13 protein-coding genes are annotated in these 16,083 nt (G+C 65.5%); 5 read left to right on the forward strand and 8 right to left on the reverse strand.

The features are described from left to right. Nucleotides 1-1,222 (reverse strand): retention module-containing protein (locus E8F12_RS14570; RefSeq protein ID WP_280325965.1); only part of this gene is annotated, 1,222 nt, incomplete at its 3' end. 351 nt (nucleotides 1,223-1,573) lie between these two features. On the opposite strand from E8F12_RS14570, the gene E8F12_RS14575 reads away from it, so the two are divergent. From E8F12_RS14575 to E8F12_RS14585, 3 genes are all read left to right on the forward strand, one after another. Further along, the gene (locus E8F12_RS14575) at nucleotides 1,574-2,926 is read left to right on the forward strand and encodes a TolC family outer membrane protein (protein WP_280325966.1); all 1,353 of its coding nucleotides are present in this window, start codon (nucleotides 1,574-1,576) and stop codon (nucleotides 2,924-2,926) included. Between the two features lie 112 nt (nucleotides 2,927-3,038). Next, complete coding sequence (locus E8F12_RS14580) at nucleotides 3,039-5,195, forward strand: type I secretion system permease/ATPase (protein WP_280325967.1); 2,157 nt, start codon at nucleotides 3,039-3,041, stop codon at nucleotides 5,193-5,195. Next, nucleotides 5,185-6,543 carry an HlyD family type I secretion periplasmic adaptor subunit gene (locus E8F12_RS14585; protein ID WP_280325968.1) on the forward strand — a complete coding sequence of 453 codons (1,359 nt, stop codon included), beginning with the start codon at nucleotides 5,185-5,187 and terminating at the stop codon, nucleotides 6,541-6,543. Before E8F12_RS14580 ends, E8F12_RS14585 begins: the two co-directional genes overlap by 11 nt. A 188-nt stretch (nucleotides 6,544-6,731) precedes the next feature. On the opposite strand, the gene mmsB is transcribed toward E8F12_RS14585, so the two are convergent. The 5 genes from mmsB to E8F12_RS14610 are packed head-to-tail and all read right to left on the reverse strand — an operon-like array spanning nucleotide 6,732 to nucleotide 12,286. Then, nucleotides 6,732-7,616 (reverse strand): 3-hydroxyisobutyrate dehydrogenase, encoded by an 885-nt coding sequence (gene mmsB, locus E8F12_RS14590; protein ID WP_280325969.1) that lies wholly within the window; start codon nucleotides 7,614-7,616, stop codon nucleotides 6,732-6,734. A gap of 43 nt (nucleotides 7,617-7,659) precedes the next feature. After that, nucleotides 7,660-8,763 carry an enoyl-CoA hydratase/isomerase family protein gene (locus E8F12_RS14595; RefSeq protein WP_280325970.1) on the reverse strand — a complete coding sequence of 368 codons (1,104 nt, stop codon included), beginning with the start codon at nucleotides 8,761-8,763 and terminating at the stop codon, nucleotides 7,660-7,662. Between the two features lie 23 nt (nucleotides 8,764-8,786). Further along, complete coding sequence (locus E8F12_RS14600) at nucleotides 8,787-9,605, reverse strand: enoyl-CoA hydratase (protein WP_280325971.1); 819 nt, start codon at nucleotides 9,603-9,605, stop codon at nucleotides 8,787-8,789. A gap of 10 nt (nucleotides 9,606-9,615) precedes the next feature. After that, on the reverse strand, nucleotides 9,616-10,779 hold the full coding sequence (locus E8F12_RS14605) for an isobutyryl-CoA dehydrogenase (protein ID WP_280325972.1): 1,164 nt from the start codon (nucleotides 10,777-10,779) through the stop codon (nucleotides 9,616-9,618). A 13-nt stretch (nucleotides 10,780-10,792) separates the two neighbouring features. After that, nucleotides 10,793-12,286 (reverse strand): CoA-acylating methylmalonate-semialdehyde dehydrogenase, encoded by a 1,494-nt coding sequence (locus E8F12_RS14610; protein ID WP_280325973.1) that lies wholly within the window; start codon nucleotides 12,284-12,286, stop codon nucleotides 10,793-10,795. Nucleotides 12,287-12,417: 131 nt separating this feature from the next. On the opposite strand from E8F12_RS14610, the gene E8F12_RS14615 reads away from it, so the two are divergent. After that, complete coding sequence (locus E8F12_RS14615) at nucleotides 12,418-13,299, forward strand: AraC family transcriptional regulator (protein WP_280325974.1); 882 nt, start codon at nucleotides 12,418-12,420, stop codon at nucleotides 13,297-13,299. Nucleotides 13,300-13,406: 107 nt separating this feature from the next. Here the strand turns inward: E8F12_RS14615 and E8F12_RS14620 are convergent, their stop codons facing one another. Next, nucleotides 13,407-14,249 (reverse strand): HDOD domain-containing protein, encoded by an 843-nt coding sequence (locus tag E8F12_RS14620; RefSeq protein ID WP_280325975.1) that lies wholly within the window; start codon nucleotides 14,247-14,249, stop codon nucleotides 13,407-13,409. 109 nt (nucleotides 14,250-14,358) lie between these two features. Between E8F12_RS14620 and ung the strand changes: the two genes are divergently transcribed. Then, entirely contained in the window at nucleotides 14,359-15,054 is a 696-nt protein-coding gene (gene ung, locus E8F12_RS14625; RefSeq protein WP_280325976.1) for a uracil-DNA glycosylase, read from the forward strand. Between the two features lie 12 nt (nucleotides 15,055-15,066). Here ung and E8F12_RS14630 read toward each other — a convergent pair whose 3' ends face one another. Next, nucleotides 15,067-15,927 carry a DUF6279 family lipoprotein gene (locus tag E8F12_RS14630; protein ID WP_280325977.1) on the reverse strand — a complete coding sequence of 287 codons (861 nt, stop codon included), beginning with the start codon at nucleotides 15,925-15,927 and terminating at the stop codon, nucleotides 15,067-15,069. Nucleotides 15,928-16,083: the final 156 nt, after the last annotated feature.

Raw genomic sequence — 16,083 nt, forward strand, 5'->3', positions numbered from 1 at the left:
CATTGCCGCTGGCCGGCGTGTCTTCGGTGACAGCGACCGGACCGTCATTGGCGGCGGCGGGGGCATCGTTGACCGGGAAAACATCAGCAAAGCTCAGCTCGCCGGTATCGGTAAGGTTGCCGTCGCTGACGGTGTAGGTGGCGGTCGGTACGGTACCGGTGTAGTTCGCCGCGGGAGTGAAGGTGTAGCTGCCGTTGGCATTGATCACCAGGGAACCGACGCCATTGATCACGGCAGTCTGGCCGGCCTGGTAGATGGAGCCGCCAACGTTGAACTGAGTAACGGTGAGGCTATCGCCATCGGCATCGCTGTCGTTGCTCAGCACATTGCCGCTGGCCGGAGTGTCTTCGGTGGCGGAAACGGGGCCGTCATTGGCTGCGGCCGGAGCGTCGTTCACCGGGTTCACGCCTATGGTGACCGTGATGGTGTCAGTGCCACCTTTGCCGTCATCGACAATGGCGGTGAAGCTGTCGCTGCCGTTGAAGTCGCCGTTCGGCGTGTAGGTGTAGGAGCCGTCCGGGTTGACCACCAGGGTGCCATTGCGCGGCCCGCTGTCCAGGCTGTAGGTGAGGGTGTCGCCATCCGGGTCGTTCGCACTCAGCTGGCCCTGCACCGGTGTGTCTTCGTCGGTGGTAATGCTGGCGCCCTGGCCTTGCGGGGAGCTGTTCGGGCCATCCGGCACCGGAACGGTTTCGCTCGGCAGGGAGTCCTGAGGCTGGGCGGCGACAAGCGGCAGCGCCTCTTCCTCGTCCAGCGCTTCGGTGGTCAGTGGTGCGGTGTCGGTGGCGAAGCCGATCGTGGGGTCGACGTTCGCGGCGGTGGCATCCAGCATGACGAAGCTGTGGCCGCCGCCGGCGCCACCGCTGCCAGACGCGCCACTGGCACCCGCGCCGGCCGCGGTGGCTTCGAGTTCCTTGGTCGGGTCGGCGCCAGCCTCGATCGCCTTCTGCAGCTGCGCTACGTCGTCGGCGGGAGTCTGGATTGCCAGCTGGGCGGGCGGGGCATCTGCAGCGGCAACGGCGTCACTCCATTGGCTGTCGCGACCCAGGTCGACGGTGCGGCCGTCGGTCAGTTCCAGGGTCGCCATGCCTTCATTGCCGGTCAGCAACTGGTCGCCCTTGAAGAGGCGATCGCCTTCCACGATCAAGCGTTGGAACCCCTCCGGCGACATGGCGTAGACCTGGCCAACAATGCTTTTGACGATCGCAATAACACTGCTCATGGGGCGACTCTCCTGGAGTGACTTTCAGTTGGCTTGCCGTCGCTGGCGTCGTTGTTGTCGACGACCCAGCGCAGGACTGACATTCCCTTCTATGATTTAAGTACGTGGCACAAAGATGGCGCCAGAATATTGGCTTATTACGTTTGGTTATTGCGGTTATGCCAAAGTATTGACCAATTGACTCTCATCCTAAACAATCAATTCAATGCTGTCACTTTGATATTTGCTTCCTCGTTTCAGGTCCTTCGGTGTGGCCTGGTTCACGAAGTCTGAAGGTGAACGAGAAGCGCTTTCGGCAGGTTTCCGGCGAGGTTTCCGGGCCTTCAATTCAATGAAAAGGATGCCAAGAACATGCGTTTGCGTTTCTCATCGGTTCTTCCGTTCGCCCTGGTCGCAAGCCTTCCAGCCCAAGCCCAGACCCTCTCCGAGGCCATGCAACGGGCCATGGACGTCCACCCGGAGGTCCAGGCCGGGGCTAACAGCCGCCTGTCGGCCGACAAACAGTTGCAGGCTGCCAAGGGTGGCTATCTCCCCTCCGTGGACCTATTGGGCGGATACGGCCGTGAAGGCACCGACAACACCACGACTCGCGCTACAGGCGATGACCACTGGGAGACCCTGAACCGTGGCGAGTCCCGCCTGCGCCTGCAGCAGATGGTGTTCGACGGTTTCGCGACCAAGAACGAGGTTGGCCGCCAACAGGCCACCGTGAATTCCCGTGCCTACGCCTTGCTCGGCACCTCCGAGCGCACCGCGCTGGATGTGGCCCAGGTCTATATCGACGTGCTGCGCCGCCAGGAGATGGTGCGCCTGGCCCAGGAGAACCTGCGCAGCCACGAGCGCATCTTCGACCAGATCAGCCTGCGCAGTGAGCGTGGGGTAGGGCGCCTGGCGGACCAGGATCAGGCCGAAGCGCGCCTGGCCCAGGCCCGCAACAATCTGATCACCGAGCAGACCAACCTCAGCGACGCCCGCACCAACTACTACAGCGTGGTGGGCATGGACCCGGCCGACCTGAGCGAACCGGCGGGCTTGCCGGGACAGCTTCCGGACTCCCTCGAGGCGGCCCGGCAGGCGCTCCAGGCCAATAGCCCGATCCTGCGTTCCGCGGAGTCCGACGTCGCCGCGGCCGAAAAGCAGTACGAGGCGGCCAAGTCGTTCTTCTATCCCCGCTTCGACGCCGAATTGTCCCGTGGGGCGGACAATGACCTGGACGGCGAGAACGGCCATTCCAACGACTGGCAGGCTATGTTGCGCATGCGTTACAACTTGTTCGCCGGTGGCAGCAACAAGGCGGACCTGGAGTCCAAGGCCTACCAGATCAACGAGGCGCTGGATATCCGCAACAACGCCATGCGGGTCCTGAACGAAGACCTGGGACTGTCCTGGAACGCGCTGAACAACGCCCGCGAGCAGGTGCCGATCGCCCAGCAGTACGTCGATTACAGCACCCGCGTGCGCGAGTCCTACCAGAAGCAATTCAGCATCGGCGAGCGCACCCTGCTCGACCTGCTGGACAGCGAGAACGAGCTTTTCACCGCTTCCCGTCGACTGGTCGATTTGCGCTACACCGAGCTGTTTACTCAGTACCGGATCAAAGCAACCCTAGGCGAGTTGCTGAAGAGCCAGGGAGTGGTGGCACCGATGGCATCGGTCGTACAGACCGAACTGAAGCCGCAGGCAACCCTTCCCGGCTTGAACTAGGAACCTGACTCGGATCTGCACGGCAGAGGTGGGATTGCTCCCGTCCCACCTGCGCCCGCGAGGTCCGGCCTAGGCCCTGTCTCCCGACGAACCCAGAGCAGAGTATCCAGGCGTGGATCCAGAAGTCAGTCGCGTACAAGTCAACATCGATCCCCGCGGGCAGCATGACGATCCCTTGCTGGATTCGCTGCTGTCCCTCTGCAAGCTGCACCGCAAACCTGCCAACCGGGCCATGCTCACCAGTGGCCTGCCGCTGCCCAGGCAACGCCTGACCGTCGAGTTGCTCCCCCGCGCGGCGGCTCGGGCCGGCTTGCAAGGGCGCCTGTTGCAGCGGCGCCTGGAGCAGATTCCGAAGATCGCCATGCCGGCGCTACTGCTGCTGAAGGAAAGCCGCTGCGCGGTGATCCTCGGCTGGGACGCCGATGGCGGTGCGCGCCTGCTGCTCAGCGAAAGCGATGGCGGCGAAGTGAAGGTCGCCCGCGACCTGCTGGAGGAGGATTACAGTGGCCAGGTGTTCTTCGCCCAGCCCCAGCACAAGTACGACCTCCACCAGGGCAGCCTGATCCCGCGTACCCAATCCTGGTTCCGCGACACCCTCAAGCGTTCCCGCTGGCTCTACATGGATGCGGTCGCCGCCAGCCTGCTGATTAACCTGATCGGCCTCGGTGCGCCGCTCTTCGTGATGAACGTCTACGACCGCGTGGTACCCAACCAGGCCGTCGCCACCCTCTGGGTCCTGGCCATTGGCATTTCCGGCGCCTACATCTTCGACCTGCTGCTCAAGACCATGCGCGGTCTGTGCCTGGACCTGGCCGGCAAGAAGACCGACCTGATCATCTCCGCCACCCTGTTCGAGCGGATCGTCGGCATGGCGATGAAGTACCGTCCGATGCGGGTCGGCAGCTTTGCCCAGAACATCCACGAATTCCAGACACTGCGGGACTTCCTCGCCTCGCTGACCCTGACCAGCGTCATCGACCTGCCCTTCACCCTGTTGATCCTCCTGGTGATCGGCATGCTCGGCGGACATCTGGTCTGGGTGCCGCTGCTGGCCTTCCCCCTGGCCATGGGCATCAGTTGGCTGTTGCAGAAGCCGCTGGTGGCGACCATGGACCGCACCATGGCGCTGGCCGCCGAACGCCAGTCGAGCCTGATCGAAACCCTTTCCGGCCTCGATGCGGTGAAGGTCAACAACGCCGAGAGCGACCGCCAATATCTCTGGGAACAGACCATCGGCACCCTCGGCCGTCTCGAACTGCGGGTGAAGATGCTCTCCAGCCTGGCGATGAACCTCACCCTGATGATCCAGCAGCTGGCGGGCGTGGTGATGATAGTCGCCGGCGTCTACCTGATCATGGCCGGCGACCTCAGTATGGGCGGCCTGATCGCCTGCTACATGCTCAACGGTCGCGCCCTCGGTCCGCTGACCCAGCTGTCCGGCCTGTTCACCCGCTACCAGCAGGCGCGCCTGACCATGCACTCGGTGGACCAGATGATGGACCTGCCGCAGGAGCGCCAGGAGGGCGAGCAGCCCCTGGTCCGCTCCAAGCTGCAGGGCAGCCTCGAGCTGCGCCAGGTCAACTTCACCTATCCGCACCAGCAGACCCCCGCCCTGAGCGAAGTCAACCTGATCATTCGCCCGGGCGAGAAGATCGGCATCATTGGCCGCAGCGGCTCGGGTAAGAGTTCCCTGGCCAAGCTTATCGTCGGGCTCTACCAGGCCGACTCGGGCAGCCTGCTGGTGGACGGCACCGACATCCGCCAACTGGACGTCAGCGAGCTGCGCCACAACATCGGTTACGTGCCCCAGGACATCCAGTTGTTCAGCGGCACCCTGCGCGACAACCTGGTGTCCGGCGCCCGCTACGTCGAGGACGAACTGGTGCTGCAGGCGGCGGAACTCTCCGGCGTGCACGAGTTCGCCAGTCTGCATCCGCAGGGTTATGAGCTGCAGGTTGGCGAGCGCGGCCAGAACCTTTCGGGCGGTCAGCGGCAGAACGTTGCCCTGGCCCGCGCGTTGCTGCTGGACCCGCCCATACTGCTGCTAGACGAGCCCACCAGTTCCATGGACAACCCCGGCGAAGAGCGCCTGAAAGAGCGCCTGACCGCCATGATCGCCAACAAGACCCTGCTGCTGGTCACCCACCGCGCCTCCATGCTCTCGCTGGTGGATCGGCTGCTTATCGTCGACCGTGGCCGGGTCATCGCCGACGGTCCGAAGGACGCGGTAATGGAAGCGCTGAAGAAGGGGCAGATCAGTGTCGCATAAGGGTTTCGGCGTGCTTCGCCAGTATTTCAAGGGCAGCGAATCTTTGTCGGACCAGCCCCTGCCGGAGGTCAACAAGGCGTTGGTGGAGGACGCGCCGCGCGTAGTGCGCCTGACCATCTGGACGCTCATCGGCTTCACCCTGTTCATGCTGGTCTGGGCGCATCTCGCTCAGGTGGACGAGGTCACCCGTGGCGATGGCAAGGCCATTCCCTCGTCCAAGTTGCAGAAGGTGCAGAACCTCGAGGGCGGCATCGTCTCCGAACTGTTCGTCCGCGAGGGGCAGGTGGTGGAAATAGGCGACCCGCTGCTGCGCCTGGACCCAACCCGTTTCCAATCCAACGTCGGTGAGACCGAGGCCGACCGCACCGCCATGCTGTTGCGAGTCGAGCGCCTGAGCGCCGAAGTCGAGGATCGTGCGTTGCGGATCTCGGAAGAAGTTCGCAAGCTTGTGCCCGAGCAGGCGGCCAGCGAGGAAGCCCTCTACCGCAGCCGCCAGCAGCAGCTGCAGGACGAGGTGGCCGGCCTTGAAGAGCAACTGGTGCAACGGCAGCAGGAGCTGCGCGAGTTCGTCTCCAAGCAGGGCCAGTACCGCAACAGCCTGCAGCTGCTGCGTCAGGAGATCGCCATCTCCGAGCCGCTGGTGGCCCAGGGCGCCATTTCCAAGGTGGAGGTCCTGCGCCTGCGCCGAGCCGAGGTGGAGAACCGTGGCGAACTGGAGGCCACTGGCCTTGCCATTCCCCGAGCCGAGTCGGCGATCAAGGAAGTGGAACGCAAGATCGCCGAGACCCGCTCGCGCTTCCGCAGCGAGGCGCTGACCCAGCTCAACGAGGCGCGTACCGACCTGAGCAAGGCCAATGCCACCGGCAGGGCGCTGGAGGACAGGGTCAAGCGCACCCTGGTCACCTCGCCTGTGCGCGGCATCGTCAAGCAACTGCTGGTCAACACCATTGGCGGAGTGATCCAGCCGGGCAGCGACCTGGTGGAGATAGTGCCGCTGGACGACACCTTGCTGGTGGAAGCACGGATCAGGCCCCAGGACATCGCCTTCCTGCATCCGGGGCAGCACGCCATGGTCAAGTTCACCGCCTACGACTACACCATCTACGGCGGATTGCCGGGCGAGCTGGAGCAGATCGGCGCCGACACCATCACCGACGACGAAGGCAACAGCTTCTACCTGATCAAGCTGCGTACCCAGAAGAGCCACCTGGGCACCGACGAGAACCCGCTGCTGATCATTCCCGGGATGGTCGCCTCGGTCGACATCATGACCGGCAAGAAGAGCATCCTCAGCTACCTGCTCAAACCCATCATCCGGGCCAAGGCCGAGGCGCTTCGCGAGCGCTGATCCCGTAGGTTGGTGCTGAGCCTGCGAAGCCCAACATTGGGTGGCAGGGCGTCTCGGCAGTGCTGCGCGCCCCTTGTTGGGCTTCGCTGCGCTCTGCCCAACCTACGCTTGCCGTCTCGTTCCGGCCGAAGCCCGGATGAAATCCGGGAATTGCGCGGCTGATCGTGCATGGTGCGGGAGACTCAGCGTCACTCGGTGAACAGCTTCTGCACCACCGAGAAATCCTTCTTGCCCTTGCCCTGCTTGAGCAGCAGGCGATAGAGCTGCAGCGCCAGGGCGCCCATGGGGGTGCTGCTGAGGCTGTTCTGCGCGGTTTCCTGGGCGAGGCCAAGGTCCTTGGCCATCAGCTCGGCCATGAAGCCGCCTTCGTATTCCTTGCTCGCCGGCGCGTTGGGCATCACCCCCGGCCAGGGGTTGTAGCGCTCCAGCACCCAGTTGCCGCCCGAGCTCTGGCGCATGATTTCGGCGAGGATGGTTGGGTCCAGGCCATTGGCTACGCCCAGGGCCATGGATTCGGCGGTGCCGATCATCTGCACCGCCAGCAACTGGTTGTTGCACACCTTGGCCACCTGTCCAGCGCCGTCGGGGCCGGCGTGGAAGATGTTCTTGCCCATGGCTTCGAATATCGGCCGCGCCTTCTCCAGCGCCGCCGCCTCGCCGCCGACCATGAAGGTCAGGGTACCGGCCGCGGCGCCGGCGGTGCCGCCAGACACCGGGGCGTCCAGCAGCTCGATACCGCGTACCTTGGCCGCCGCGTGTACCTTGCGCGCGGACTCGGGGGCGATGGTGGAGCACTCCAGCACCAGGCTGCCCGGAGCGATGGACTGCAGCAGACCGCCTTCGCCCAGCAGCAAGCCTTCCACATGCTTGCTGGCGGGCAGCATGGTGATCACCACCTGCGCACTGCTGACGGCGTCCCGCGCATCCCGCGCCGGCCTGGCGCCTTCGGCGGCCAGTTCGTCGACGGCCGCCTGCACCAGGTCGTAGGTCGCGAGCGTGTGGCCCGCCTTGAGCAGGTTGCGGGCCATGGGCAGGCCCATATGGCCGAGTCCGATAAAGGCGATCTTGCTCATCGTGCTTCTCCTTGGCCGGGGCCGCGCGGCTGCCGGCTGGTTGTCAGAGATCGTCCAGCGGGTGCCGGCCTTCCCACACCGGCTCGAAATGGGCGTCGATCACCGCCCGCGGAATCGCCGCCACATCCGGCCAGTGCCAGCGCGGTGCGTTGTCCTTGTCGATCAGCCGGGCACGCACGCCTTCGGGGAATTCCGGATGGCGGCAGCAGTTCAGGCTCATGGCGTATTCCATGCGGAAGACTTCGGCCAGCGAAAGGTGCTTTGCCCGGCGGATCTGCTCCCAGACCAGGTGGGCAGTGAGCGGGCAGCCGGCGGCCAGGGTCTTGGCGGCGCGAGCCAGGGGCACGTCGCTGTCGTGCTGCAAGGCGGTCATGGCCTTCCAGGCGGCAGGCAGGTCGGCCACGTCCAGCAGCTCGTCGATGCGCTTGCGCCGCGGCAGCCACTGGGCTTCCGGCAACTGGCCGCGGGCTTCGTGTTCCAGCGCCTTGAGCAGGCTGTTGAGCTGGGTCCGGGACTTGTCCTGCCAGTTGAGCTGCACCAGGCCATTGATCAGGGCGTCCTGCTGGTCTTCCAGGAGGAAGCGGTCGGCCAGGTCCAGGTCCAGGGCGTCATGGGCGTTGATGGCGCTGGCACCCAGGCCGAGGAAGAGGCCGAGCTTGCCCGGCAGGCGGGCGAGGAACCAGCTGCCGCCGACATCGGGGTAGAGGCCGATGTTGATTTCCGGCATGCCGAGGCGGCTGGAGGGCGTGACGATGCGGATCGCAGCGCCCTGCATCAGGCCCATGCCGCCGCCCAATACATGGCCGTGGGCCCAGCAGATCAGCGGCTTGGGATAGGTGTGGATGCGGTGGTCGAGGCGGTATTCGTCGGCGAAGAAGCGGCCCGCCAGCGGCGGCACTACGCCCGGGTGCTCGCGGCAGGCGTCCACCAGATGGCGCACGTCGCCACCGGCGCAGAAGGCCTTGGGCCCGTTGCCGCGCAGCAGCACGCAGACGATCTCCGGGTCCTTGGCCCAGGCGCGCAATTTCGCATCCAGGGCTTCGATCATCGGCAGGGACAGGGCATTCAGGCTCGCTTCGGCATCCAGGCTGGCGATGCCGATGCGGGCGCCATGCAGGCCGTTGCGTTCTTCGAAACTCACATTCATGGTCGTTCTCGTCGGGCTCTCGATCATTTGTTGCGCCAGTGCGGGTCGCGTTTTTCCAGGAAGGCGTTGACGCCCTCGCGGGTGTCGTCAGCGTCGAACAGGTCGACGAAGCGCTCACGCTCTTCCGGCAACCAGCCGTTCGGTCCGCGCTCCCGGGCGCCCTGGATCAGCGGCTTGATGGTGCGCACTGCCACCGGGCTCTGCCGCGCCACCTTGGCCGCCAGCAGCAGGGCGGTGCCGCGGGCCTCGCCGCTGTCCACCACCTGCTCCACCAGGCCGATGCGCAGGGCGGTTTCGGCGTCCACCCGTTCGCCACAGAGAATCATGCGCTTGGCCCAGCCTTCGCCCACCATCCAGGGCAGGGCCTGGGTGCCGCCGGCGCAGGGCAGCAGGCCCACGGCGGCTTCGGGCAGGGCCATCAGGGCCTGGCGCTCGGCGATACGGATGTCGCAGGCCAGGGCGCATTCCAGGCCGCCGCCCATGGCGTAGCCATTGATCGCGGCGATCGACACGCCACGGAAGTCCCGCAATGCCTCGAAGGCTTCGCCGAAGCGCCGGGCCATCTCGCGGGCGCGGGCTTTGTCGCCATCGGCGAACAGGTTGAGATCGGCGCCGGCACTGAAGAACTTCGGCCCCTGGCCGGTTACCACCAGAGCGTAGATCTCGTCGTCGTGGTTGAGGTGCTCGATCAGCTGCTTGAGGCCGATCAGCGACTCGCGGTCCCAGGTGTTGGCCGGTGGGTGGTTGATGGTGATCAGCGCGGTATGCCCGTGCTTTTCCACCGTGAGTTTGTGGGTCAGGTCGAAGATCCCGGGCTGGTAGGGTTCAACGGCAGTGGTCATGTGCATCTCCTTACAGCAGGCGGTCGAGCGTGCCGCCTTGTTCCAGTAAACGACGCGCCACGATGACGCGCATGATTTCATTGGTGCCTTCGAGAATCTGGTGCACCCGGGTATCCCGCACCCAGCGTTCCAGAGGATAGTCGTTCAAATAGCCGTAGCCGCCGTGCAGCTGCAATGCCTCGTTGCACAGCTCGAAGCACTGGTCGGTGGCGAAGCGCTTGGCCATGGCGCAATAGAGGCTGGCTTCGGCGTGGCGCTGGTCCAGGCGATGGGCGGCCAGGCGCACCATCTGCCGGCTGGCGGTGAGGGCGGTGAGCATGTCGGCGAGCTTGAACTGCAGGGCCTGGAACTCGGCCAGGGGCTTGCCAAACTGCTTGCGCTCCTCCACATAGCGCAGGCTCTGCTCCAGGGCCGCCTGGGCGGCGCCGAGGGAGCAACTGGCGATGTTCAGGCGGCCACCGTCCAGGCCCTTCATCGCGTAGACGAATCCCTGGCCCTCGGGGCCGATGCGGTTGCCGACGGGAATGCGCACGTTCTCGAAGGTGATGGTGCGCGTGGGCTGGGCGCGCCAGCCCATCTTGTCCTCGTTGCGCCCGTAGCGGACACCCTCGGCATCGGCCGGCACCAGGAAGCAGGAAATGCCCTTGGCGCCGTCCGCTCCCGTGCGCGCCATGACGATCAGCACCTCGGTGCTGCCGGCACCGGAAATGAAGCACTTGCTGCCGTCCAGCACGTAATCCTCGCCATCGCGGCGGGCGCGGGTGCGCAGGTGGGCGGCGTCGGAGCCGGCGTCCGGTTCGGTCAGGCAGTAGGAGGCGAGCCGTTCGCCGTTCACCAGGCCGGGCAGCCAGCGTGCCTTGAGGTCGGCATCGCCGAAGGAGGCGAGCATCCAGGCGGCCATGTTGTGGATGGTCAGGTAGGCGGTGGTGGCCACGCAGCCGGCGGCCAGTTGTTCGAAGATCAGCGCGGCGCTGAGCCGGGACAACCCAAGCCCGCCGTCTTCCTCGGCTATGTAGAGGCCTAGGTAGCCCTGCTCGGCGGCACGGCGGATCACTTCCAGCGGGAAGTGGTGGCCGCGGTCCCATTCCGCTGCATGGGGCGCCAGCTCATGGCTGGCGAAGGCGCGCGCGCTGTCCACCAGCAGGCGTTGTTCTTCGCTCAGGTCGAAATCCATGGGACGTCCCCGTTCATTTGAGCTGGATGGTCATGTTGGGGCCGGTGACCGGCGTGTCGTCGAACCAGCGCGTGGTGACCGTCTTGGTCTCGGTATAGAAGCGTACCGCCTGCTTGCCGTAGGCGTGCAGGTCGCCATAGAAGGAGCCCTTCCAGCCGGTGAAGGAGAAGAAGGGCAGGGGCACCGGGATCGGTACGTTGATCCCCACCTGGCCGACTTCCACCGCGTGCTGGAAGTGCCGCGCGGCGCCGCCGGAGCGCGTGAACAGGCTGGTGCCGTTGCCGTAGGGGTTGGCGTTGACCAGGGCGATGGCGTCTTCCAGGCTGTCCACCTCCATGCATACCAGGGCCGGGCCGAAGATTTCCTCGCGGTAGAGGCCCATCTTCGCTGTCACGCCGCGGAACAGGGTCGGGCCCAGCCAGTTGCCGTTCGGGTAGCCGGGCACCTGGCACTGGGAACCGTCCAGCAGGCATTCGGCGCCTTCAGCCTTGCCCTCGGCGATCAACCGCAGCACCCGTTGGCGCGCCTGTTGGCTGATCAGCGGGCCAAAGGCCGAGTGGGCGTCCTTCCAGTGGCCGGGGCGCAACTCGGCCATCTGTGCGGCCAGTTCGGGAATCCACTGGCGCGCCTCGCCGACGAAGATCGCCACGCTGATGGCCATGCAGCGCTGCCCGGCGGCGCCGCAACTGGCGCCCACGAGGTTGCTCAGCACCTGGTCCTTGTGGGCGTCGGGCAAAACCACCATGTGGTTCTTGGCGCCGGCGAAGGCCTGCACCCGTTTCAGGTGGGCGGTGCCGGTGCGGTAGATATGCTGACCCACCGGCACCGAGCCGACGAAGGAGATGGCGCGCACGTCCGGATGGGTGAGCAGGGCGTCGACCTGTTCGCGTCCGCCATGGATCACCTGCAGCACGCCCTTGGGCGCGCCGGCCTCGATGAAGAGTTCGGCGAGGCGGTTGGGAGTCAGCGGGTCCTGCTCGGAGGGCTTGAGGACGAAGGTGTTGCCGCAGGCGATGGCCAGCGGAAACATCCACAGCGGGATCATTGCCGGGAAATTGAAGGGAGTGACGCCGACGCACACACCCAGTGGCTGGACCCAGCTGGCGGTGTCGATCTCGCGGGCGACGTTTTCCATGGTCTCGCCCATCATCAGGCTGGCCACGTTGGCCGCGTGCTCGACCACCTCGATGCCGCGCCAGACGTCGCCCTTGGCATCGGCCAGGGTCTTGCCGGTGTCGCTGGCGAGCAGTTCGCCCAGCTCGTCGTGGTGCTCCTTGAGCAGCTGCTGGTAGCGCAGCATGAGCCGGGCGCGTTCCGGCACCGGCACTTCACGCCAGCTCTGGAAGGCGTCCTTGGCGCTGGCGACGGCGGCCTCGATCTCTTCGGCGGTGGCCTTGGGCGCCAGGGCCAGGACTTCCTGGGTCGCCGGGTCGGTGATCTCGATCAGCTCACGGGCGCGGCTTTCGCGCCACTCGCCATCTATCAATTGCGGGATTGCCTTGGCCATCTGGTCCTCCACCCGTAAGACGGGACCTTGTTGTTTCTTGCTCTTATAGCGGCCGCCGATCCAGATGTGGATTGACGATCTTGGTTGGGGGATGGACGATCTTGGGATTGCAGATCACAACAAGAACTCTCATGAGCCGCTCTGTGGATACCTCCAACTGGCCCCTGCCGGCCAATGGCGTGCGCTTCACCACGCCACCGCGGCTGCGCCGCCTGCTGGCCCGCCATCCGCTGACTTCAGCCTGTTATCCACTGGCCCTGGGCTACTACCCGGAGGCCCTGGGCCACCGCATGCAGCGCCAGGTGCCGGAGGACAACCTGCTGATCTACTGCCGTTCCGGGCAGGGCTGGCTGGAGGGCGAGGATGGACGATTCGAGGTGGGTGGTGGCGACCTTCTACTATTGCCGAAGGGCCGCCTGCATGCCTACGGCGCCGATGCGCAGCGGCCCTGGAGCATCTACTGGGTGCACTTCGAGGGCGAGCTGGTGGCGGAATACCTGCGTCCCCTCGGTCAGTCGGCACTGCGCCGTATCGGCGTGCAGCCACGCCTGCTGGCGGACTTTGATGCCCTGCTGGCGTTGCGCAAGCAGGGGCTGAACCTGCCGCACTTCATCCATGCCGCTCATCAGTTGCAGACCCTGCTCACCTCCCTGGCCGTGCTGCCGGTGCGCGGTTACCTCAAATCCGGCCGGGTGCTGGACGTGGACGCCGTGCAGGCGGTGATGCGGGCGCACCTGCACGACAGCCTCAACCTCGACCAGTTGGCGGCGCAGTTCAAGTTGTCGCGCTTCCACTTCGCCAAGACCTACCGCGCCCTGACCGGCCATGCGCCGATACAGGACTTCATCCAGCTGAAAATGGCCCAAGCCTGCCGGCTGCTGGACGAAGGCGACCAGGGCGTGCGGCAGATTGCCGAGCAGCTGGGGTACGAGGATGTCTATTACTTCTCGCGCCTGTTCAGGAAGGTGGTGGGCATGGCGCCCAGTCACTACCGGGCATTGCACCAGGGGTAGGGGCGATTTCAATCGCCAAGCGAACCGCAGGTTCGCCCTTGGGGCTTGCCTGGGGCAGCTACGCCGCCCTTGGCGAATGAATTCGCCCCTACAGATGATCGCGCCGTTCAATCTTCCTCCAGCGGCCTTCCACCCAGCAGTTTCAACCAGAGCGCCACCACTTCCGCCAGCTCCGCCCGCAGCACCTGCGGTGTCGGCAGTTCCAGCCGCTGATAGGCCGGCAGCCTGGCCAGGCGGACGTCGTCGCGGGGTTCTTCCAGCAGTTGGCCGGCGACCTGCACCACATCCGCCAGGTCGGCCGGTCCCTTGTGCTGGCGGCACCAGTCGCGGCGCAGGCGGGCGCAGTCCACCAGGGCCGAGGGCAGCTTCCAGGCGCTCAGCAGCAATACGCCCAGTTCGGCAGAGAGTTGTTCGCAGAGGCGCTGCACATCGCATTCCAGGCGCGAGACCTGCGGCCAGCGGTGCAGTTCCTGCAGCAGCGGCAGGCTGCCGACGTCCTGCACCAGGCCGGCCAGCAGGGCGTCCTCCTCCTTCAGGTGGGGCAGATGCTGGGCCAGGCCGGCGCTGAACGCCGCGCGCCGCAGGCTGAGGCTCCAGCGCTTGTTGAAGACCTTCTGCAGGCTCGGTTCCTGCCCGTCGAACAGCTGGCGCAGCTCGAAGGCCAGCACCAGATTGGCCAGTCGCTTGCTGTCGAGCTGTTGCACCACTTCCGGCAGCCGTGTGCTAGGCCGGATATGGCCGAGCAGGGGCAGGGCGGCGAACTGCATCAGGCGTTCGACCAAGTCCGGGGATTGTTCCAGCAAGGCGCTGACCTTTTCGACCGAGGGGTGTTCGGCGGCCAGCAGCCGGCGCAGCTGCAGCGAGCTGTCCGGCATCGGCGGCAGCGCGCTGGCGTCCTTGAGAAAACGCTCGTAGAGCGCGAGTTTCACGGCGTCGTGGCGATTTTCCATGCAGGCTTGCTCCTGGCGTCCTTGATTGACAAGGGTAGTGGGCATTTCTTAGGGTGCCCGACCATCGGACGGGAAGCGCCCCGGCACCCGCAACGGAACAGAATGAGCAATGACTGAAAACGACGATCGGATAAAGCTCGATGCGAGCTGGAAAGAAGCCCTGCGCGACGAGTTCGAGAAGCCCTACATGAAGTCCCTGGGGGACTTCTTGCGCCAGGAGAAGTCCGCCGGCAAGGTGATATTCCCGCCGGGGCCGTTGATCTTCAACGCCCTCAACTCCACGCCGCTGGAGCAGGTGAAGGTGGTGATCATCGGCCAGGATCCCTACCACGGGCCGGGCCAGGCCCACGGCCTGTGCTTCTCGGTGCAGCCCGGGGTACCGGCGCCGCCGTCCTTGCAGAACATCTACAAGGAGCTCAAGCGCGACCTCAATATCGAGATCCCGTCCCACGGCTACCTGCAGTCCTGGGCGGAGCAGGGTGTATTGCTGCTCAACACGTCTCTCACCGTCGAGCAGGCCCGCGCCGGCTCCCATGCTGCTGCCGGTTGGCACCATTTCACCGACAAGGTGATCGAAGTCGTCAGCCAGAAGCGCCCACGCCTGGTGTTCCTGCTCTGGGGCTCCCATGCCCAGGGCAAGGAGCGGCTGATCGACCCCACCAAGCACCTGATCCTGAAGTCGGCGCACCCGTCGCCGCTCTCTGCCTACCGGGGCTTCCTCGGCAATGGTCATTTCAGCCGCTGCAACAAGTTCCTCGCCCAGCACGGGCTGGAGCCCATCGACTGGAGCCTGCCGGCGCTCTGAGAGGCTGAGATCTCAGCCCGGATAGCACCCCAGTCCCTTGAGATCTGTGCTCAGTTCCCCGATACGCTCGCGCAATACGGTGCGCTGGCGTTCGTCGGTGCTGTTGAACAGATCGGCCAGCAAGCTCGCCAGGGCCTGCTCCACGGCCGGGTAGGCCTTTCGATAGGCCGGAGTCCAGAAGGCCTCGGGCTGCTGCAGCAGCAGCGTCAGGCGCCGCGAGAAGTCCGGTGTGTGGCGGCCATACAGCGTATTGCGCAGCTCCTTCTGCCAGTTCTCGCGGTTCACCGCCCATAGCCGGTTGTAGTCGCCCTGGGCTTTGGCCCAGGTGTCGATGCGTGCCTGCTGGGTCGGCCGCAAGGGGCCGATCCAATCCTCGACCCGCTTCCGCATGCGCTGCGCCCGTGCCTGCACCTGGGCTTTCAGCGGCGGTGCGGCGTGCTCCGCGCGCAGTTCCGCGTTGCGTTCATCCATCGATACATAGAGCTCGCCCATCTGCGTCGGGGTCAGGCTTTCCGTGAGGCCCAGCACCGTAGGGGTGATTTGCACCGCTACGTCCTGCATGGCGTCGCGGATCTGCGTCATCTGCCCCAGTACGTCCGACGGGGTCAGCCTGGCCTGCCGACTCATCTGGTCGAACTGCTCCAGCCAGGCGACATAGCTCGGCAGCTGGGTGCTGCAGTGCCAGGCCAGGTGCTTCTGCAGGCGAGGCTCGAGCCAGCTTTTCTGCTGGTCGTCGAGGCTGACGAAGTTGCTGATCCACCAGGGAATGATCAGGTCGAGGTTGCGGTAGGCCAGGTCGAGGCGGCTGCAGGCTGCCAGCAGTAGAGTGAAGGCGAGCAGAAAGAGGCGGAAGGGGGCGATGCGTCCGGACATGGAAGGCAGCCTTGGCGACGACCGAATAGGGGAGAGCATAGGCCCGGTTGAGCGCCGGGAAGGGACGATACGTCGATTCGCGAATGTATCGGTTCTCAGGGGGGTATGACCCCGAGAACCCAAAAAAGAGCCCGCACAAGGCGGGCTAAGCGTGGG

Source organism: Pseudomonas sp. BN102, from assembly GCF_029871245.1.
GTDB lineage: Bacteria > Pseudomonadota > Gammaproteobacteria > Pseudomonadales > Pseudomonadaceae > Metapseudomonas.